16 protein-coding genes are annotated in these 20,771 nt (G+C 68.4%); 12 read left to right on the top strand and 4 right to left on the bottom strand.

The window, feature by feature from the left end:
- The first annotated feature begins 20 nt into the window (after window positions 1–20).
- The 4 genes from WS51_RS21185 (at window position 21) to WS51_RS21170 (ending at window position 4,418) form a co-directional block, all read left to right on the top strand.
- Window positions 21–1,235: an amino acid aminotransferase gene (locus WS51_RS21185; RefSeq protein WP_069229744.1), complete on the top strand. Its 1,215-nt coding sequence runs from the start codon at window positions 21–23 to the stop codon at window positions 1,233–1,235.
- 30 nt (window positions 1,236–1,265) lie between these two features.
- Window positions 1,266–1,652 (top strand): RidA family protein, encoded by a 387-nt coding sequence (locus WS51_RS21180; RefSeq protein WP_059451796.1) that lies wholly within the window; start codon window positions 1,266–1,268, stop codon window positions 1,650–1,652.
- Between the two features lie 217 nt (window positions 1,653–1,869).
- Window positions 1,870–2,907, top strand: coding sequence for a porin (locus WS51_RS21175; RefSeq protein WP_069230024.1), 1,038 nt, complete (start codon window positions 1,870–1,872; stop codon window positions 2,905–2,907).
- Window positions 2,908–2,999: 92 nt separating this feature from the next.
- Entirely contained in the window at window positions 3,000–4,418 is a 1,419-nt protein-coding gene (locus tag WS51_RS21170) for an amino acid permease (RefSeq protein ID WP_069229743.1), read from the top strand.
- A gap of 36 nt (window positions 4,419–4,454) precedes the next feature.
- On the opposite strand, the gene WS51_RS21165 is transcribed toward WS51_RS21170, so the two are convergent.
- Window positions 4,455–5,357, bottom strand: a complete 903-nt coding sequence (locus WS51_RS21165; RefSeq protein ID WP_069229742.1) for a LysR family transcriptional regulator — start codon at window positions 5,355–5,357, stop codon at window positions 4,455–4,457.
- Between the two features lie 173 nt (window positions 5,358–5,530).
- Between WS51_RS21165 and WS51_RS21160 the strand changes: the two genes are divergently transcribed.
- The 3 genes from WS51_RS21160 (at window position 5,531) to WS51_RS21150 (ending at window position 10,124) form a co-directional block, all read left to right on the top strand.
- A complete protein-coding gene (locus WS51_RS21160) occupies window positions 5,531–7,285 on the top strand; it encodes an acyl-CoA dehydrogenase family protein (RefSeq protein ID WP_069229741.1) in 1,755 nt (584 codons plus the stop codon).
- Entirely contained in the window at window positions 7,282–8,520 is a 1,239-nt protein-coding gene (locus tag WS51_RS21155; protein ID WP_069229740.1) for a CaiB/BaiF CoA transferase family protein, read from the top strand. Before WS51_RS21160 ends, WS51_RS21155 begins: the two co-directional genes overlap by 4 nt.
- A 191-nt stretch (window positions 8,521–8,711) precedes the next feature.
- Entirely contained in the window at window positions 8,712–10,124 is a 1,413-nt protein-coding gene (locus WS51_RS21150; RefSeq protein WP_059451790.1) for an MFS transporter, read from the top strand.
- A 175-nt stretch (window positions 10,125–10,299) separates the two neighbouring features.
- Here WS51_RS21150 and WS51_RS21145 read toward each other — a convergent pair whose 3' ends face one another.
- Window positions 10,300–10,575 carry an oxidative damage protection protein gene (locus tag WS51_RS21145; RefSeq protein WP_009692666.1) on the bottom strand — a complete coding sequence of 92 codons (276 nt, stop codon included), beginning with the start codon at window positions 10,573–10,575 and terminating at the stop codon, window positions 10,300–10,302.
- A 49-nt stretch (window positions 10,576–10,624) separates the two neighbouring features.
- The gene (gene argA / locus WS51_RS21140; RefSeq protein ID WP_059503515.1) at window positions 10,625–12,004 is read right to left on the bottom strand and encodes an amino-acid N-acetyltransferase; all 1,380 of its coding nucleotides are present in this window, start codon (window positions 12,002–12,004) and stop codon (window positions 10,625–10,627) included.
- Between the two features lie 23 nt (window positions 12,005–12,027).
- Between argA and hrpA the strand changes: the two genes are divergently transcribed.
- The 5 genes from hrpA (at window position 12,028) to WS51_RS21115 (ending at window position 20,130) form a co-directional block, all read left to right on the top strand.
- Complete coding sequence (hrpA, locus tag WS51_RS21135; protein ID WP_069229739.1) at window positions 12,028–16,221, top strand: ATP-dependent RNA helicase HrpA; 4,194 nt, start codon at window positions 12,028–12,030, stop codon at window positions 16,219–16,221.
- Window positions 16,222–16,398: 177 nt separating this feature from the next.
- Window positions 16,399–17,388: a YVTN family beta-propeller repeat protein gene (locus WS51_RS21130; protein WP_059451787.1), complete on the top strand. Its 990-nt coding sequence runs from the start codon at window positions 16,399–16,401 to the stop codon at window positions 17,386–17,388.
- Between the two features lie 16 nt (window positions 17,389–17,404).
- Window positions 17,405–18,379: a sterol desaturase family protein gene (locus WS51_RS21125; RefSeq protein WP_059451786.1), complete on the top strand. Its 975-nt coding sequence runs from the start codon at window positions 17,405–17,407 to the stop codon at window positions 18,377–18,379.
- A gap of 111 nt (window positions 18,380–18,490) precedes the next feature.
- On the top strand, window positions 18,491–19,318 hold the full coding sequence (locus tag WS51_RS21120) for an EI24 domain-containing protein (RefSeq protein ID WP_059451785.1): 828 nt from the start codon (window positions 18,491–18,493) through the stop codon (window positions 19,316–19,318).
- Entirely contained in the window at window positions 19,315–20,130 is an 816-nt protein-coding gene (locus WS51_RS21115; RefSeq protein ID WP_059451784.1) for a competence/damage-inducible protein A, read from the top strand. Before WS51_RS21120 ends, WS51_RS21115 begins: the two co-directional genes overlap by 4 nt.
- A 137-nt stretch (window positions 20,131–20,267) precedes the next feature.
- Here the strand turns inward: WS51_RS21115 and WS51_RS21110 are convergent, their stop codons facing one another.
- Window positions 20,268–20,732, bottom strand: coding sequence for a rhodanese-like domain-containing protein (locus tag WS51_RS21110; RefSeq protein ID WP_059503511.1), 465 nt, complete (start codon window positions 20,730–20,732; stop codon window positions 20,268–20,270).
- Window positions 20,733–20,771 lie beyond the last annotated feature (39 nt).

Here is a 20,771-nt window from a genome sequence, read left to right as displayed (position 1 = left end):
ACTTCTACCGTCATTCCGTCATGTACGAACACGTTCCCGCCTATCCGGGCGACCCGATCCTGTCGCTGTTCCAGGCGTTCCAGCAGGATGCCCATCCGCACAAGGTCAATCTCAGCATCGGGCTCTACTACGACGATGCGGGCCGCATTCCCGTGCTGGAGAGCACGCGTCTCGCGGCCGAGCGCGTGCGCGAAGCCGGTGCGCCGCATACGTATCTGCCGATGGAAGGGCTCGCCGCGTATCGGCAGGGCGTGCAGCGCCTCGTGTTCGGCGCAGATTGCGCGGCGCTCGCGCAAGGGCGGATCGCGACGCTGCAGACGCTCGGCGGCTCGGGTGCGCTGCGGCTCGGCGCGGAGTTCGTGAAGCGCTATTTTCCCGACAGCGCGATCTGGATCAGCGATCCGACGTGGGACAACCATCGCGTGATCTTCGCGGCGGCCGGCCTCGACGTGCACACGTATCCGTACTACGACGAAGCGCGCAACGACCTGCGCGTCGACGCGATGCTCGCGGCGCTCGACGCGCTGCCCGCGCGCAGCGTCGTGCTGCTGCAGCCGTGCTGCCACAACCCGACGGGCCTCGACCTCGGCCGCGACGCATGGCGCGCGGTGATCGACGTGCTCGCGCGCCGCGGGCTGATTCCGTTCCTCGACATGGCGTACCAGGGTTTCGGCGACGGCCTCGACGACGACGCATGGGCCGTGCGCGCGATCGTCGAAGCGGGACTGCCGGCGATCGTCGGCAACTCGTTCTCGAAGAACTTCTCGCTGTACGGCGAGCGCGTCGGCGGCCTGTCGATCGTCTGCGGGAGCGCGGGCGAAGCGGCGACGGTGCTGAGCCAGTTGCAGGCCGGCGTGCGCCGCACCTATTCGAGCCCGCCGCTGTTCGGCGCGCAGCTGGTGTCGGCCGTGCTGAACGACGACGTCCTGCGTGCGTGTTGGGAAGACGAGGTAGCCGAAGTGCGCACGCGCATCAAGCGCATGCGCGGCGCGCTGAAGGCGCGACTCGACGCACGCCTGCCGGTGCCCGCGTTCGATGCACTCGTCACGCAGCGCGGCATGTTCAGCTACACCGGCATCGCCGCGACCGACGTGGACCGGCTGCGCGCGTCGCACGGCGTCTACCTGCTGCGCTCGGGCCGCATGTGCGTCGCGGGCCTGAACGACGCGAACGTCGATCATGTCGCGAACGCGATCGCCGACGTGCTCGGCAACAAGTCGCGCCAGGCCGCCTGAGCGGCCGATTCCGAACCGAAGGAGCACACGATGGCAGATACGATCCCGGTCGACTTGCCCCAGCTAGCGCAGCCGTTCTCGTGGGCGACCCGCGCGGGCGGGCTGATGTTTACCGGCCACGGGCCGGTCGATGCGTGCGGCGCGATCGCCGGCGACACGATGGCCGAGCAGGCGCGCATCACGCTCGGCAATCTCGCGAAGGCCGTCGCGGCGGCCGGCGCGACGATGGACGACGTCGCGCAGGTGCTCGTGTACCTGTCCGACGTGAAGGCGATGCCCGAATTCGACGCCGAATACCGGCGCCACTTCCGCGAACCGTACCCGAACCGCACGTGCGTGGGCGTGCAGGGCTTCGCGCATCCGGACATGCGCGTCGAACTCGTCGCGTACGTCGCGCTGCCGGCGGCACGCGGTTAAGGCCTGTCCACGCTAATAACGGGCCAGCCCCACGAATGAATTTTTCAAAACAGGGGACCGTGCGTTATTAGCGTGAACAGGCCCCGGCCGGCACCCGACTTCGCGACTATTGCAGCACCCGCGATTACCGAGAAGTACCAACACCCCGACGAACACAACAATTCAGACAAGGATGGAGACGAAGATGAAGCACATTACTCGATTCGCACTGCCGACGATGGCGGGCCTGCTCGACGCGAGCGGCACGATGGCGCAGAGCAGCGTGACGCTGTACGGCATCGTCGACCAGAGCATTCGCTACACGACGCATGCGAACGCATCGAACGACGCCAGCGTGCAGATGACCAACGGCGCGATCACCAACAGCCGCTGGGGCCTGAAGGGCAGCGAAGCGCTCGGTGGCGGGCTGCAGGCGATCTTCCGGCTCGAGAGCGGCTTCGAGCCGCAGAACGGGCAACTCGACGGCGCGCTGTTCGGCCGCTACGCGTATGTCGGCCTCGCGAGCGACTGGGGCACCGTGAAGCTCGGCCGGCAGGCAACCGAGGCGTTCAACCTGTTCGGCGATCTCGATCCGCTGACGGTTGGCAACTACACGGCCAACATGTGGCCGTATTTCCTCACGCAGGGCCGCGCGAGCAACGTGGTCAGCTACGACGGCACGTTCGGCGGGCTGAACGTCGGCGCGAGCTACGGGTTTGGCGGTGTAGCGGGCAGCCTCGGCGCGAATGCGTACTGGGGCACGCGCGTGTCGTACACGCTCGGCGGCCTGATGGTCGGCGCGACGTACCAGCAGGTACGCGACCTGACGAGCCGCGCGCAGCAGGCATGGGGCGCGGGCGCGCGTTACGCGTTCGGCGCGGCGACGCTGTACGCCGGCTATCTCGGCGGCATCGACCGCACGGGCATGCTGGACCAACAGCTGCTGAACGCGCCGGGCCGCGACGTAACCTACGGTTCGTTCGCCGACAATCCGCGCCGCGATGCGATCTTCTATACCGGCGCGAGCGTGCAGGTCACGCCGGCGGTATCGGTGACGGGCGTCGCGTATTACGACGACATCCGCAACGTCAACGGCATCGCGGGCAACGGCGGGAAGCGCTATACGGGCGTGCTCGAGGCCGAGTACGCGCTGTCGAAGGCCACGCAGGTCTACGCGACGGTCGACTACAACCGCGTGACCGGCGGCGCGTTCACCGAAATGCCCGGACGCGGCAACCAGACGGGTATCGCGGCCGGCCTGCGCCACCTGTTCTGAGCACGCGGCGCGCGGTGGCCGGTGCGGTCCGGCACCGGTCCGTGCGCCGTCGACGTTTCGACCGGACACACGTTTTCGAACGAGGTCATTCGATGCAATCAGAAGGGCAATTCCAGCACATCGCGGCGCGCGAGCACGGTCTGCGCCGCACGCTTTCCGCACGGCAGATGGCGATGATCGCGATCGGCGGCGCGATCGGCACGGGTCTGTTTCTCGGCAGCGGGTTCGCGATCGGCTTCGCCGGCCCGAGCGTGCTCGTCAGCTATGCGATCGGCGCGTTCATCTCGCTGCTGCTGATGGGCTGTCTCGCCGAGATGACGGTCGCGCACCCGACCTCCGGGTCGTTCGGCGCGTACGCCGAACATTACGTGAGCCCGTGGGCCGGGTTCCTCGTGCGCTATGCGTACTGGGCGTGCATCGTGCTCGCGGTCGGCACCGAAGTCACCGCGATCGCGCTGTACATGAAGTACTGGTTCCCGGGCGTGCCGGGCTGGCTGTGGATCGTCGCTTTCTCCGCGCTGCTCGTGTTCGTCAACGCGCGCAGCGTCGATGTGTTCGGCGCGGTCGAGTACGGCTTCTCGGTCGTGAAGATCGCGGCGATCGTCGGCTTCATCGTGCTGGGCGCGTACGTCGTGTTCGGCAATCCGGCGCTGGTCGGCGACGGCGCGGCCGGTGCGGGCTTCCACCATTACACCGCGCATGGCGGCTTCTTTCCGAAGGGGATGTGGGGGATGTGGGTCGCGGTGATCGTGTCGATCTTCAGCTACCTGAGCATCGAGATGATCGCGGTCGCCGCGGGCGAAGCCGAAGATCCCGAGCGTGCGGTGACGCGCGCGTTCCGCTCGACGATCGTGCGGCTCGTGCTGTTCTATCTCGTCACGCTCGCGCTGATGCTGGCGATCGTGCCGTGGACGGCAGCGGGGCGCGACGAGAGCCCGTTCGTGAAGGTGATGGAAGCGATCCACCTGCCGGGCGCGGCCGGGCTGATCAATTTCGTCGTGCTGATCGCCGCGTTGTCGGCGATGAACAGCCAGCTCTACATCACGACGCGGATGATGTTCAGCCTGTCGCGCGCGGGTTACGCGCCGAAGGCGCTCGGCGAGGTGAATGCGCGCGGTGTGCCGTTCGGCGCGCTGATGCTGTCGACGCTCGGCATCGCGCTCGCGACGGTCCTGAGCGTGCTGTATCCGGACGCGTCGTTCACGATCATGATGGCGGTGTCGATGTTCGGTGCGCTGTTCACATGGATGATGATCTTCGTCACGCATTACTTCTTCCGGCGTCGGCGCGCGGCGCTCGGGCTGCCGGCGCCCGCGTTCCGGATGCGCGGCTTTCCGCTGCTGACGCTGCTCGGCGCCGCGCTGATGCTGGCGGTAATGGTGACGACGTACTTCACGGCCGAATTCCACATGACGCTGATCTTCGGCATTCCGTTCCTGTTCGCGTTGTCGGTGGTGTATGCGGTGTGGTACCGGCGCACGCAGCCGGCGCTGCAGCCCGAAGCGAAATAGCGCGGAAGTATCGGCGCGCGGCAACGGCGCGCCGGCTCAGCCCGCGAGCGCGGGCAGCGCGTCGATCGACGCACGCACGTAGTCCGCGAAGCGCAGCGCGACCGGTTCGGCGGTGCCGCTGCGCTTGAGCTCCAGCGTGCGCGATTCGAGCGACGCATCCTTCAGCGGCCGGAACGCGAGCCGGTCGCTCTTCACCTGCTGCAGCACGCGCGGCACGAGTGCAATGCCCATCCCGAACTCGATCATCGACAGGATCGTCTGCCACAGCCGCGCCTCGTGGCGGATCAGCGGGCTGAATCCGGCGTTCACGCATTGCGCGATGATCAGGTCGTGGTAGTGCGGTGCCGCGTCGCGCGGAAACAGGATGAACGGCTCCGTGGCCAGCGCGGCGAGCGCGACCTGCCGGCGCCGTGCGAGCGGATGCGCGGCCGGCAGGCAACAGACGAACGGTTCGGCATAGACGGGCGTCGATTCGACCTCGGGCGGGCAATGGCCCCAGTGCGCATAGCCGAGATCGATCTGGCCGCGCTGGATCGCCTGCACCTGCGCCTGCGTGTTCATCTCGCTCAGCACGATCTCGACGGCCGGATAGTCGACCTCGAAACGCCGCACCGCGTCGGGCAGCCCGCGATACAGCATCGAATGGACGAAGCCGATCCGCAGCCGCCCCGCGAGGCCGGACGCCGAGCGCACGGTGAGCCGCTCCGCCTCGGCCGCCTGCAGCAGCAGCCGGCGCGCCTCGCCGAGCAGCACCGCGCCCGCATTGGTCAGCGCGACCGTCTTGTTGGTGCGGGAAAAGAGCTGCACGCCGAGCGCATCCTCGAACTTGCGGATATCGAAGCTCAGCGCCGGCTGCGAGATGAACAGGCGCTTCGCCGCCCGCCCGAAATGCAGTTCCTCGGCGACCGCCACAAAGTAGCGCAACTGCCTCAGTTCCATGCTGTCTCCTTAGCAAATCGGCATCGATAAGCGTCGTCTATCGTACCGGATAAATCCTGTATTGGACGCTTATCGATCGCGCGCCTATGCTCTGTCGAACGCCTGGCACCAGCCGGCCGCGCCGCCACGGCGCGGGCACCGGCCGGTAGCCGGGCCACCATGGAGACACACGCATGAACGACACCGCCTGCACGCCGGACACCGGCGCGGCCAACAACATCCCCGATAGCCGGGGCATCAATTTCTTCACGACCGATCCCGATCTCGGCGCGTTGCTCAAGCTGCATCTCGGCGCGGCCGGATACGCGGAACTCGAACCGCAACTTCGCGCGCTCGGCGCGCGTGTCTCCGGCGAACTTGACGCGTGGGCGTCGCGCGCGGACAAGCATCCGCCCGTGCTCGAGCATCGCAACCGGCGCGGCGAAGCCGTGCAGCGGATCGACAAGGACCCCGCGTATGTCGCGCTCGAACGCGTTGCCTATTCGGAACTCGGGCTCGCGGCGCTGAGCCACCAGCCGGACGCGGCGGCGCCGCTCGTCAAGTACGCGCTGACGTTCCTGTTCGTGCAGGCGGAATTCGGGCTGTGCTGCCCGGTCAGCATGACCGATTCGCTGACGCGCACGCTGCGCCGTTTCGGCGACCCGGTGCTCGTCGAGCGCTATCTGCCGATGCTCGCGTCACGCGATTTCGACACGCTGTTCCAGGGCGCGATGTTCATGACGGAGCAGGCGGCCGGCTCCGACGTCGGCCGCATCGCGACGCGCGCGGCGCGCGAAACCGATGCGCAGGGCGGGACGGTGTGGCGCCTGTACGGCGACAAGTGGTTCTGCTCGAACGCGGACGCCGACCTTGCGATGGTCCTCGCGCGGCCCGACGGCGCGCCTGACGGCATCAAGGGCCTCGCGCTGTTCCTGCTGCCGAAGACACTGCCGGACGGCACGCGCAACCGCTACCGGATCGTGCGGCTGAAGGACAAGCTCGGCAGCCGTTCGATGGCGAGCGGCGAGATCGCGCTCGAAGGCGCGCAGGCCTGGCTGATCGGCGAGATCGGCCGTGGCTTTCACCAGATGGCCGACATGATCAACATGTCGCGGTTGTCGAACGGCGTGCGCGCGGCGGGCCTGATGCGGCGCGCGCTGAACGAGTCGCTGCACGTGGCGGCGCATCGCGCCGCATTCGGCCGCAAGCTGATCGACATGCCGCTGATGCAGCGCCAGTTGATGAAGATGCTGCTGCCCGCCGAGGCCGCACGCTCGATGTTCATGCAGATCGCGCTGCTGCTGCCGCTGGCGGATGCGGGCGATGCGCAGGCCGCGCGCTGCGTGCGCATCCTGACGCCGCTGATCAAGTTCCGCGCGTGCCGCGATGCGCGCCGCGTGACGGGCGACGCGATGGAAGTGCGCGGCGGCACCGGCTACATCGAGGAGTGGAGCGATGCGCGCCTCGTGCGCGACGCGCATCTCGGCTCGATCTGGGAGGGCACCAGCAACATCGTCGCGCTCGACGTCGCGCGCGCCGCGCAGCGCGAGCAGGCGCTCGACGCGCTGCGCACGTTCCTCGGCGACCGGCTCGGCGCGGCGCCGCTGCCCGACGCGAGCCGCGCGGCGCTGCGGCGCATTCTCGCGCGCGCGTGCGATGCGCTTGCACGGGTCGCCGCGCAAGGCGACGACGCGTGCGTGCGGCAGGCCGCGTCGGCGCTGTACTACGCGAGCGCAGCCGTGCTAATGGCGTGCGAGGGCGCACGGCTCGCGCCCGATTACCGGCGCCTCGCGCTCGCGCACCTCGTCGTGCGCCACAAGCTGCTGCCGGTCGACCCGCTCGCACCGGCGTCGCGCGACGACGAGGCGGCCGCGTTCGATGCGCTGCTGCGCGGCGCGCCGGTGCCGCTCGACATGGCACTCGACCTGCTGCCGGAGGTCGAACGATGAACGCAGCGGAAGCGATCCATTCGTCGAAAGCGACGACCTCGGCACGCGGCGCACTCGACGGGCTGAAGGTCGTCGACCTGAGCCGCGTGCTCGGCGGCCCGTACTGCACGCAGGCGCTCGCCGACCACGGCGCGACGGTGATCAAGATCGAACCGCCGGACGGCGACGAAACGCGCGGCTGGGGGCCGCCGTTCCTCGGCGACACCGCTTGGTACTTCATGGGCGTGAACCGCAACAAGGAGGGGCTCGCGCTCGACCTGTCCCGCGACGAAGGGCGCGCGATCCTGTGGCGCCTGCTCGAAGACGCCGACGTGCTCGTCGAGAACTTCAAGCCCGGCACGCTCGCGCGCTGGGGGATGGACTATGCGCGCGACCTGCGGCCGCGTTTCCCGCGCCTGATCCACTGCGCGGTGACGGGCTTCGGCGAGGACGGCCCGCTCGGCGGGCTGCCCGGCTACGACGCGGTGATTCAGGCGATGGCCGGGCTGATGAGCGTCAACGGCGAGCGCGATGGCGATGCGATGCGCATCGGGTTGCCGATCGTCGACATGGTCACCGGGCTCAACGCGCTTGCCGGCATCCTGCTCGCGCTCGCGGAGCGCGAAAGAAGCGGGCAGGGGCAGTCGATCGACATCGCGCTGTACGACTGCGGCGTGTCGCTGCTGCATCCGCACCTGCCGAACTTCTTTGGCTCGGGGCGCGTGCCCGAACGCAGCGGCAATGCGCATCCGAACATCGCGCCGTACGACAGCTATCGCACGGCGACGGCGCCGATCTTCCTCGCGGTCGGCAACGATCGGCAGTTCGCGCGCCTCGTCGCGCATCTCGGCGCGCCGGCGCTCGCGGGCGATCCGCGCTTCGCCGACAACCGCAGCCGCTGCGCGCACCGGCCCGAACTGAAGGCCGAGCTCGAGACGCGGCTCGCGGCCCATCCGTGCGAGCCGCTGGCGCGCGAGCTGATGGCCGCGGGCGTGCCGTGCGGGCCGGTGCGCACGGTCGCCGACGTCGCACGAGATCCGCATGCGCTGCACCGAGCGTTGTTCGTCGAGATCGGCGCATATCGCGGCACCGCATCGCCGGTGAAGCTGTCGCGTACGCCGGCGACCTACCGTTGTCCGCCGCCCGCGCTCGGCCGCGACACGCGCGCGGTGCTCGACCGCCTCGGCATCGATCCCGCGCTCCAGCAACGACTGCTCGACGCCGGCGTGCTGAAGGTCGCGCCGGATCCGGTGTGACCGGCGCAGGCGGCCGGCACGCGATCATCCTCGGCTAACGCGTCGCAGGCAAACGCAGCGCAAGTCAATGTAAGTCGAAGCAAAGCAACTCAAGGCAACGTCAAGCAACACCGCCAGCCGGCGGCGCAAGGCCGGCCATCCGGCAAGGCGCGCGACAGTCGCGCCGCCGATTCACAAAACTGGAGACATCGATGAGCCGTCCGCAATCCCCGTCCGCCGCGCAGCCGCGGCCCGGCCGTGCCGCCGTCGCGGCATTCGTCGGCACCACGATCGAGTGGTACGACTTCTACATCTACGGCACCGCCGCCGCGCTCGTGTTCGGCAAGGTGTTCTTCGCGAGCACGATGGATCCGGGCGTCGCGACGCTGCTCGCATTCGTCACGTTCTGGGCCGGCTTCGCCGCGCGGCCGCTTGGCGGAATCGTATTCGGCCATCTCGGCGATCGCGTCGGCCGAAAGACCGCGCTCGTGATCACGCTGGTGATGATGGGACTTGCCACGACGGGCATCGGCCTGTTGCCCGGCTATGCATCGATCGGCGTGTGGGCGCCCGCGGGCCTCGTCATGCTGCGCGTGCTGCAGGGCATCGCGGTCGGCGGCGAGTGGGGCGGTGCGGTGCTGATCGCGAGCGAGAACGCGCCGAAGCATCGCAGCATCCTCTATGCGGCGTTCGCGCAGCAAGGCTCGCCCACCGGCAATTTGCTCGCCACCGCGGCCTTCTTCGCGCTGAGCACGCTGCCGACGCCGTCGTTCCTGACCTGGGGCTGGCGCATTCCGTTCCTGCTGTCGGCGGTGCTCGTGATCATCGGAATGGTGATCCGCCTGCGGCTCGAGGAATCGATCGACATGCAGCGCGTGCTGGCGCACAAGCGCACGGTGAAGCTGCCGCTGCGCGACGTCGTGCGTGACCACTGGCTCGTCGTGCTGCTCGCGGCCGGCACGCTGCCGGTGATCAACGTCACGTATTTCCGCAGCACGTTCGCGCTGTCGTGGGCGACCAAGGAGCTCGGCTATGCGCAGGGCACGTTCCTCGGCATCCTGTCGATCTCGCTCGTCGTGCAGTTCCTGATGCAGCCGGTCGGCGCATGGTTCGTGTCGAAGGTCGACATGCGGCGCGCGATGTGCTGGATCCTGATTCCCGAGATCGTGCTGATGCCGGTGATGTTCCATGCGCTCGCGACGCGCTCGTACTGGGTCGCCGTCGCGGGGATGTGCATCTCGACGATCCCGTCGGCGATGTTCTACGGCGCGGTCGGCGGCGTGCTCGCGCGCGTGTTTCCGGCCAACATCCGCTATACGGGCCTGTCGCTCGCTTACCAGCTGAGTGCGCTCGTCGTCGGCGGCGGCACGCCGGTGCTCGCGCAGGCGATCCTGAACGCGACCGGCAGCATCGTCGGCGTCGCGATCGCATCGGGCCTGTACGCGCTCGTGTCGCTCGCGTGCATGCTCGCGTTGCTCAATCGCACCGGCTATCGCGCGGACGAGCTGTCGACGGCCGAGCGCAGCGATGCGGCCGAATGGCGTGCCGACGGCGCGAGCGCTGAATCTCCCGGCGGCGAGCGCGCGCAGGCGGGCGAGCGCGCTGCGTTGAAACCGGCCGGTTGAATCCGCCGGGCCGGCGCGACCCGGCCGCTCGGCGACTGCGCACGCGCCGACCAAATCGCCTACGCGCGATTGCGCGTTCCCAAAAGCAAACGGCACCGTGCGATACACGGTGCCGTTTGCGTTGCTTCGCGTGGCGCAGGCGCTCGCGCTGCCCGCCTGCGCGATTCGACGCGCTTCAGCCTTCCGTCGGCGGCACGTAGCCGGACGCCTGGTCCGCGCCTTCGCCGAAGAAGTACTTCTCGGTCTGCTTCATCAGATACTGGCGCGCGCGCGGGTCGGCCATGTTCAGGCGGTTCTCGTTGATCAGCATCGTTTGCTGCTTGAGCCAGCCTTGCCACGCTTCCTTAGACACGCTTTCGTAGATGCGCTTGCCGAGTTCGCCCGGCAGCGGCGGGAAATCGAGACCTTCGGCTTCCTTGCCGAGCTTCGCGCATTGGATCATTCGAGCCATCGTGTACTTCTCCTGTAATCGGACTGGGGGAGGGCAGTCGTGCCTGCGCTCAGAGCTGCTTCATCAGCACGAGCGACTTGCGCTGCCAGTTGTAGAGCTTGCGGCGGTCTTCCGGCAGGTCGTCGACGCTGACCTTGACGAAGCCGCGCTTGAGGAACCAGTGCTCGGTGCGCGTCGTGAGCACGAAGATGTGCGTGAGGCCGCGCGCGCGGGCGCGCTGCTCGATGCGCTTGAGCAGGCGTTCGCCGTCGCCCGAGCCCTGCGCTTCGGGCGCGACCGTCAGGCACGCCATCTCGCCGATCTTCTCCTGCTGGTACGGATACAGCGCCGCGCAGCCGAACAGCACGCCATCGTGCTCGATCACCGAGAAGTGGTCGATGTCGCGTTCGATCTGGTGGCGGCCGCGCCGCACCAGCGTGCCGTCCGACTCGAGCGGCTCGATCAGCGACAGGATGCCGCCGACGTCGTCCGGCGTCGCTTCGCGCAGGCTTTCGAGGTTCTCGTACGAGATCATCGTGCCGACGCCGTCGTGCAGGAACAGTTCGAGCAGCATGCTGCCGTCGAGCGACTGCGGAATCAGGTGGGCGCGGGTCACGCCGCCGCGGCACGCGCGGATCGAGTGCTTGAGGAAGAACGCGTCGTCGCCCTGGATGTTGCCGGAATCGAGCAGCTCGGCGGCGGCATCGAGCGACATTTCACGCACCAGCTCGCCTTCGTCGTCGACGATGCCCGGCGCTTCGGTCAGGAAGATGATCTTGTCGGCGCGCAGCGCGATCGCGGCGGCCGACGCGACGTCTTCCATCGACAGGTTGAACGCCTCGCCGGTCGGCGAGAAGCCGAGCGGCGACAGCAGCACGAGCTTGCGGCTCGCGAGCGAATGACGGATCGATTCGGCGTCGATCTTGCGCACGATGCCCGTGTGCGCGAAATCGACCCCGTCGAGGATCCCCACCGGCCGTGCGGTCACGAAGTTGCCGGACACGACGCTGATGTGCGCGTGCGCCATCGGCGAGTTCGGCAGACCCTGGCTGATCGCCGCCTCGATGTCGAGACGCACTTCGCCGGCCGCTTCCTTCGCGGATTCGAGCGCGCGCGCATCGGTGATGCGCAGCCCGTGCGAAAACTCGGATTCGACACCATGCAGGCTCAGCTGCTCCTCGACCTGCGGCCGCGAGCCGTGCACGAGCACGATCTGGATGCCCATCGCCTGCAGCAGTGCGATGTCGGACACGAGCGCATTCAGCAGCCCCTGCTGCACCACCTCGCCGCCGAACCCCACGACGAACGTGCTGTTGCGGAACTTGTGGATGTAGGGCGCGACGGAGCGCATCCAGTCGACGAACTGCGCGTGGCTGACGGCCGAATCGTCGGCGGCCGGCGGCGTCGCGGTGCCGGTCTGGGCGGGTGGGAGGTCGGTTTGGGAATTCATGGGCGGGATTATAATGCGCCCCCATGTCGAATGTACCTAAAAGTCCCGCGGCGACGCGGGCAAACGCGCCGTCGGCGAAGCACCCGGATGGTGCGGCCGATGCGCGTCAGCAGCAGGGCCAGCCGCCGCGCGGGCCGCAACAGCAGGCCGGCAAGCCGCCGCGCGGGCCGCGCGGCGACGAGCCGCGCCGCGAGCCGGGCCAGCCGGCCGCGAAGGGTGCGCCGCAGGCCGCAGGCGAGCGCGGGCCGCGCCGCGAACGTCCGCCGCGCGCCGCCGTCGCGCCCAATCCCGTTCCGCCGATCACGTACCCCGAAAGCCTGCCCGTGTCGGGCAAGCGCGACGAAATCGCGCGCGCGATCGCCGGTCATCAGGTCGTCATCGTCTGCGGTGAAACGGGTTCGGGCAAGACGACCCAGCTGCCGAAGATCTGTCTCGATCTCGGCCGTGGCCTCGGCGCCGGCGGCACGGGCCTGATCGGCCATACGCAGCCACGGCGCCTGGCGGCGTCGTCGACGGGCCGGCGCATCGCCGAGGAGCTCGGCACGCCGTTCGGCGAAGTGGTCGGCTACAAGGTGCGCTTCACCGACAATCTCGCGCCCGGCGCGTCCGTCAAGCTGATGACGGACGGCATCCTGCTCGCCGAGACGCAGACCGACCCGTTGCTGAAGGCGTACGACACGCTGATCATCGACGAGGCGCACGAGCGCAGCCTGAACATCGACTTCCTGCTCGGCTACCTGAAGGAGATCCTGCCGAGGCGGCCGGACCTGAAGCTGATCGTCACGTCCGCGACGATCGACGCCGATCGCTTCGCGCGCCATTTCGGCACCGACGCGCGCCCGGCGCCCGTGATCGAGGTGAGCGGGCGGCTGTACCCGGTCGAGATGCGCTACCGCCCGGTGGCCGAGGATCGGCCGGCCGTGAAGAACGCCGAAGGCACGGGCGGCCGCGATCGCGTGAAGACCGCGCGCGAGGCCGAGCGCGACCTGATGGACGCGATCGTCGATGCGGTCGACGAACTGTGCCGCGAAGGCCCCGGCGACGTGCTGGTGTTCCTGCCCGGCGAGCGCGAGATTCGCGAGGCGGCCGAGGCGCTGCGCAAGCATCATCCGCCGCATACCGAGATCCTGCCGCTGTTCGCGCGGCTGTCGGCCGCCGACCAGGACAAGGTGTTCAAGGCGTCGAACGCACGCCGCATCGTGCTCGCGACCAACGTGGCCGAAACGTCGCTGACGGTGCCGGGCATCCGCTACGTCGTCGACACCGGCCTCGCGCGCGTGAAGCGCTATTCGTACCGCAACAAGGTCGAGCAGCTGCAGGTCGAGCCGATCTCGCAGGCCGCCGCGAACCAGCGCGCGGGCCGCTGCGGCCGGGTGGCCGACGGCGTGTGCATCCGCTTGTACGAGGAAAGCGACTACCAGGCGCGCGCGCGCTTCACCGATCCGGAGATCCTGCGCTCGTCGCTCGCGTCGGTGATCCTGCGGATGAAGTCGCTGCACCTGACCGCGATCGAGTCGTTTCCGTTCCTCGAGCCGCCGCCGGGCCGCGCGATCGCCGACGGCTACCAGTTGCTCAACGAGCTCGGCGCGGTCGACGACGACAACGCGCTGACGCCGCTCGGCCGCGAACTCGCGCGCCTGCCGCTCGATCCGCGCGTGGGCCGGATGATTCTCGCCGCGCGCGACCAACAGTCGCTGCGCGAGGTGCTGATCATCGCGAGCGCGCTGTCCGTGCAGGATCCGCGCGACCGGCCGATCGACGCGCAGGAGCAGGCCGACCAGGCGCACCGCCGGTTCGCCGACGAACGCTCGGAATTCCTGCAGTGGCTGAAGATCTGGGCGTGGTTCGAGGAAGCCGTTGCGCACAAGAAGTCGAACCGCCAGCTGGTCGATGCGTGCCGGCAGAACTTCCTGTCGCATCTGCGGCTGCGCGAATGGCGCGATGTCCATTCGCAGCTGCTGACGGTCGTGCGCGAGCACGGCTGGCGGCTCAACGAGGTCGAGGCGACCTACGAGCAGATTCATCTGGCCCTGTTGACGGGCCTGCTCGGCAACCTCGGCATGAAGGCCGACGACGATCCGCACTATCTCGGCGCGCGCGGGATCAAGTTCTACCTGTGGCCTGGCTCGGCGCTCGCGAAGAAGGCCGGCCGCTGGGTGATGGCGGCCGAACTCGTCGAGACGAGCCGGCTGTATGCGCGCTGTCTCGCGAAGATCGAGCCGGAGTGGGTCGAGAAGATCGGCGCGCACCTGCTGAAGAAATCGCTGTCGGAGCCGCATTGGGAAAAGCGTCCCGCGCAGGTCAGCGCGTTCGAGCGCGCGACGCTGTACGGGCTGCCGATCTACCACCGCCGGCGCGTCGCGTTCGGCAAGCAGGATCCGGCGCGGGCGCGCGAGCTGTTCATTCGCGGCGCGCTGGTCGAAGGCGAGTTCGACACGAAGCTGCCGTTCTTCGCGCACAACCGCAAGCTGCTCGCCGACATCGAGCAGCTCGAGCACAAGTCGCGCCGCCAGGACGTGCTGGTCGACGACGAGCTGATCTACGCGTACTACGACCAGGCGATTCCCGAGGGCATTCACACGGGCGCCGCGTTCGAGCGCTGGTATCGCGACGAGGTGAAGAAGGGCGGCCAGGCGGAGGAGAAGCAGCGCCTGCTGTACCTGTCGCGCGACGACCTGATGCGCCACGAGGCGGCCGGCGTGACGACCGAGCTGTTCCCGAAGCGCGCGACGATGGCCGGCGTCGAGATGGCGCTCACGTACCATTTCGAGCCCGGCACGCCGCGCGACGGCGTGACGCTCGCGGTGCCGCTCTACGCGCTGAACCAGGTCGACGCGCGCCGTTGCGAATGGCTCGTGCCGGGGATGCTGAAGGAAAAGGTGCAGCTGCTGCTGAAGTCGCTGCCGCAGAAGCTGCGCCGCCACTGCGTGCCGCTGCCCGAATACGCGGCGGGCTTCGTCGAGCGCACGGGCCGCGAGCGCTTCGGCGCGGGCGGCCTCGTCGAGGCGCTGATCGCCGACGTGCGCGGCGAAACCCAGGTCGCGATGAAGACGGCCGACTTCAAGCTCGAGACGCTGCCCGCGCATCTGTTCATGAACTTCAAGGTGATCGACGAGCACGGCCGCCAGCTCGCGATGGGGCGCAATCTCGCGCAACTGCGCCAGGAGCTCGGCGCGCAGGCGCAGCAGCAGTTCCAGAAGATCGCGGCGGCATCGACGATCGCACCGGGCGGCGAAGCGGGCGACGGCGATGCGCACGACGCGCCGGCGCCCGGCGCGGCGCCGGGTTCGGCGGCGAAGGGCGGCAAGCCGGCCAGGGGCGCGGCGCCGCACACGGCCGCGCCTGCGGAGGCCGGTGCGACCGCGCTGTACGAGAACCTGACGACGTGGAACTTCGGCAAGCTTCCGGAGCTGCTCGAGATTCGCCGCCGAGGCCAGACGCTGTACGGCTACCCGGCGCTGGTCGATCGCGGCACGCATTGCGACGTCGAGGTGTTCGACTCGCCGGAGGAGGCCGCGCGAATCCACCGGGCCGGTTTGCGGCGGCTGTTCGCGCTGCAGCTCAAGGAGCCGATCAAGTTCCTCGAGAAGAACCTGCCGGGGCTGCGCGAGATGGCGATGCAGTACATGTCGCTCGGCACGCAGGACGAGCTGCGCGACCAGCTGATCGACACGGCGCTCGACCGCGCGTGCCTGCAGGACCCGCTGCCCGACGACGACGCGAGCTTCCACGCGCGCCGCGACGAGGGCAGGAGCCGCCTGAACCTGCTCGCGCAGGAGATCGCGCGGCTCGTCGGGCAGATCCTCGCCGAGTATGCGGGGCTTGCGAAGAAGCTCGCGCAGGCGAAGCCGTTCGCGCAGGCGCACGCCGACCTGCAGCAGCAGCTCGGTGCGCTGGTCGGCAAGCGCTTCGTGATCGACACGCCTTACGCGCAGCTTGCACATTTCCCGCGCTACCTGAAGGGCATCGCGCTGCGCATCGACAAGCTCAAGGCCGACCCGGCGCGCGACGCGAAGCAGTCCGCCGAACTGCTGCCGCTCGTCCAGCAGTATCAGCGCGCGGTGTCGCAGCGCGGCGGCGTCGCCGACCCGCGTCTCGCGGAATTCCGCTGGCTGCTGGAGGAGCTGCGAATTTCGCTGTTCGCGCAGGAACTGCGCACGCCGATGCCTGTCTCTGTCAAGCGTCTGCACAAGGTGTGGGAGTCGATGCAGCGCTAGCGCGACGGCGGCAGGCCGGGCCCGCCGGTTGTCGGCCCCGGCCGTCCGGCCGCGCTGGCCGCGGCCGGCTGCAAGGCTCCGGCGGCGTGCGGCGAAGTGGCGCAACGCGGGCTTTCGTCAACCGGCGGGGCTGGCCGAACGTTTTACAATGACTGCTGTTCCACGACGTGAGTCTTCATGCGCACTTTCCTTTCCTTCGGCCGCACGCTTGCGCTGGCCGCCGCCGTGCTGGCGCCCGCCGCACACGCGAATAACGTGATCATCCTCAATTCGGCCGAAGCGACGCTTTCCCTGATCGATCAGCAGACCCGCGAAGTCGTGTCGACGATGCCGACCGGCAAGGAGCCGCACCATCTGATGGCGACGCCCGACAATTCGTCGCTGATCGTCGCAAATTCGGTCTCGAACAGCCTGATGTTCCTCGATCCGAAGACGGGCAAGCTGCAGCGCACCGTGGAGGGGATCGACGATCCGTACCAGCTCGGCTTCTCGCCCGATCGCAAGTGGTTCGCGGCGGCCGGGCTGCGGCTCGACCGCGTCGACATCTACAGCTACGACGGCCATGACGTGCATCTGGCCAAGCGCGTGCCGCTCGCGGTGATGCCGAGCCACCTCGCGTTCACGAAGGACAGCAAGACGCTGCTCGTATCGCTGCAGGTGTCCGGCGAGATCGCGGCGATCGATCTGCCGACGCAGACGGTCAAGTGGAAGATGAAGGTCGGCAAGGTGCCGGCGGGCCTGTGGCTCACGCCGGACGACAAGTTCCTGCTGGTCGGCATGACCGGCGCGGATTACGTCGCGGTGGTCGACTGGCGCAACCAGAAGGTCGTCAAGCAGATCCATACGGGCAACGGCGCGCACAACTTCCGCTCGCTGGCCGACGGCACGCATGTCGCGGTCACCAACCGGGTCGCGAACACGATCAGCATCATCGACGAGAACACGCTCACCAACGTCGGCGACATCACCGGCCTGCTGCCGGGCCCGGACGACATGGAGCTGTCCGCCGACAAGAAGACGCTCTGGGTGACGTTCCGCTTCGCGAAGAAGGTCGGTATCATCGATCTCGCATCGCGCAAGCTGGTGCAGACGATCGCCGTCGGCCGTTCGCCGCACGGCATCTACTTCTACGACCGCGCGCCGTGGAAGGCTGCGAACGGCGCGTGACCGACGGAGGCAAGCGATGCTGCACCTGATCGATGCGTTCGTGTCGGACATCCAGACCTGGCTGTACGTCGACGTCGTGCAGCCGCTCCTCTTCAAGTTCAACCTGATGGGCTATGACGAGGACACCTACGACGCGCTGTACTGGGTGATCATCGGCGCGCTGCAGATGGTGCTGATGTTCGCGCTGCTGCGCCCGCTCGAGGCGCTGCTGCCGGTCGAGCGCTGGCAGAACCGCCGCGCGGTGCGGGTCGACGTGATCTACACGGCGATCTCGAAACTCGGCATCTACACGCTGTTCTTCTTCTTCGCGCTGCAGCCGGTGTTCGACGGCTTCCAGGCGTGGCTGCGCCTGCACGGCATCGCGAACATCAACCTCGACTATCTGTGGCCGGGCGTGACCTCGCGGCCGATCGTTGCGTTTGCGATCTACCTCGTCGTGCTCGACTTCGCCGGCTACTGGTATCACCGCTGGCAGCACAAGTTCGGCATCTGGTGGGAGCTGCACGCGGTGCATCACAGCCAGCGGCAGATGTCGCTGTGGTGCGACGACCGCAACCACCTGCTCGACAACGTGATCCAGTCGTGCTTCTTCGCGACGATCGCGCTCGTGATCGGCGTGACGCCGTCGCAGTTCGTCGTGCTGACCGCGGTCACGAACTTCGTGCAGAGCATCCAGCATACGAATGCGCGGCTGTCGTTCGGATGGCTCGGCGAGCGCCTGCTCGTGAGCCCGACTTTCCACCGGCGCCATCACGCGGTCGGCTACGGCCACGAAGGCACCAAGTACGGCTGCAACTTCGGCGTGCTGTTTCCGTGGTGGGACATGATGTTCGGCACCGCGTCGTGGAACCGCACGGTCGAGCCGACCGGCATCCGCGAGCAGGTCGAAGGCGTGTCCTACGGCGACGGCTTCTGGGCGCAGCACGGCCTCGCGTTCGTGCGCATCTTCCGGCGCCTCGTCCCCGCGAAGCGCGGCGCGGCGTCGGCCTGACCCCGTCGCTCTCCCGTTGAACGGTTCTCCCGCACGGCCCGCATGCGCTTTGGCGCACGCGGGCCGTGTGGTTTATCCTTTCCCCGTTTTTCTTCGTCGAGACAGGTTCGCATGAACGATTTGCTGCGCTCTTTCGTCCGGGCCTTCGTCAGCGCGCTGCACCCGCGCATGCTGTGGCTCACCCTGATGCCGTTCGTCGTCTCGGCGCTGCTGTGGGGCGTCGTGTTGTGGTTCTCGTGGCAGACGCTGATCGACGCCGCGCGCGGCGCGCTCGACGGCTTCGTGCTCACGGCCGTGCTGTACCGCATGTTCGACGCGATCGGGATGTCGCAGCTGCATGCGGTCGTCGCGCCGTTCGTCGTCGTGTCGCTCGCGATTCCGCTGATCGTGCTGACCGTGCTGCTGCTGATCGCGACGATCTCGATGCCGGTCGTGATCAAGCACCTGTCGAACCGGCAGTTCGCCGCGCTGGAGGCGAAGCGGGGCGGCACGTTCTTCGGCAGCGTGTTCAATTCGCTCGGCGCGGCCGTGGTCGGCGTCGTGCTGCTCGTCGTCACGATTCCGCTGTGGCTGATTCCGCCGTTCTTCGCGCTGCTGCCGCCCGTGATCTGGGGCTGGCTGACCTACCGGGTGATGACCTACGACGCGCTCGCGCAGCACGCGAGCCGCGACGAGCGCCGTGCGCTGGTGCGGCAGCATCGCTGGCCGCTGATCGGCATCGGCGTCGCGACCGGGCTGCTCGGCACCGTGCCGACCTTCGTATGGGTGTCGTCGGTCTGGATGATGGTGCTGTTTCCGTTCGTGGCGGCGGCCATGATCTGGGTTTACGCTTTCATCCTCGTTTTTTCGGCGCTGTGGTTCGGGCACTATTGCCTGCGCGCGCTGGACGACCTGCGCGCGGGTTCGCGCGCCACCGCAATCGACATGGGGCAGGCATGAGCATCGGCATCATCATCATCGGCGACGAGATCCTTTCGGGCCGTCGGCAGGACAAGCACCTGGCCAAGGTCATCGAGTTGCTCGGCGCGCGCGGCCTCGCGCTCGACTGGGCCGAATACGTCGGCGACGATCCGGCGCGCATCACCGCGACGCTCGCGCGCGCGATCGCGTCGGGCGACATCGTGTTCTCCACGGGCGGCATCGGCGCGACGCCGGACGACCACACGCGCCAGTGCGCGGCCGCCGCGCTAGGCGTGCCGCTCGAGCTGCACCCGGAAGCGAAGGCGCTGATCGCGGAGCGCATCCGCGAGACGCACGCCGATCCGGCCACGCCGGTCGATTTCGAATCGCCGGAAAACCGGCATCGCTTCAACATGGGCGTGTTCCCGGCGGGCGCGACGATCATCCCGAACGGCTACAACCGGATTCCCGGCTTCTCGGTCGGCGATCTCCATTTCGTGCCGGGCTTCCCGGTGATGGCGTGGCCGATGATCGAATGGGTGCTCGACACGAAATACCGGCATCTGCATCACGCGACGCCGCACGCGGAGCGCTCGCTGTACGTGTTCGAACTGCCGGAATCGACGCTCACGCCGCTGATGGAGAAGATCGAGCGCGATTTCCCGGGCGTGCGCGTGTTCAGCCTGCCGAGCGTCGGCGATGCCGAGCGCGGCGGGATCTATGCGCGGCGGCATATCGATCTCGGCGTGAAGGGCGAGCCGGAGGCGGTGGCGGCCGCGTTCGTGAAGCTGCGCGAAGGCGTGCACCTGCTCGGCGGCGACGTGGTCGAACCGGACGTGCCGCGCGCCTGAGGGCCGCGTACCGGTCACCCATGCGGGCGGCGCGAAGGCCGCCCAAAAACCGCGGGCCGCGCAACGCGGCCCGTCATCGGGATGTCATCGCCCGGCTCGACGATGTCGCAGTCGGGCGTGCCCAAGCGAGTGCGCCGTCAGGCGCCGATCCACGGCAGTTTCCGGAAGCACCAGCCGTCGACCGTCTTGCGGTGGCCTTCGGCATCCTTGCCGCCCTCGAAGCCTTCGAGCAGGTCGAACGCCTTCGTGAAGCCGGCCTGCGCCGACGCGACGGCGGCGAGCTTCGAGCGCGCGGCGCTGCGGCACAGAAACAGGATGGGCGTATCGGTCGGGAGGGCCGCTTTCAGTTGATCGACGAATTCGGCATTCGGCACGCCGCCCGGATAGCGCGTCCATTCGAGGTGCAGGTACTGGCCGTCGCCGACGAGCGGGCGGCCGACCCAGTCGAGCTCGGCACGCGTGCGCACGTCGACGAGGCGTGCCGACGGGTCGAGCTGCAGCAGTTCGAATGCCTCGACCGGCAGCAATGCGCCGGCGTAGTGGAGCGCACCCTGGGCGCGGCGTTCTTCGGCCTTCGCGTAAAGCTGGTCGAGCGTACTCATGGCAGGAGGTCTCCGTATCGGTCAAACGATCATTCTAGC

The organism is Burkholderia territorii, from assembly GCF_001718335.1.
Lineage (GTDB): Bacteria > Pseudomonadota > Gammaproteobacteria > Burkholderiales > Burkholderiaceae > Burkholderia > Burkholderia territorii.
This window is presented reverse-complemented; position numbering and strand designations above follow the sequence as displayed.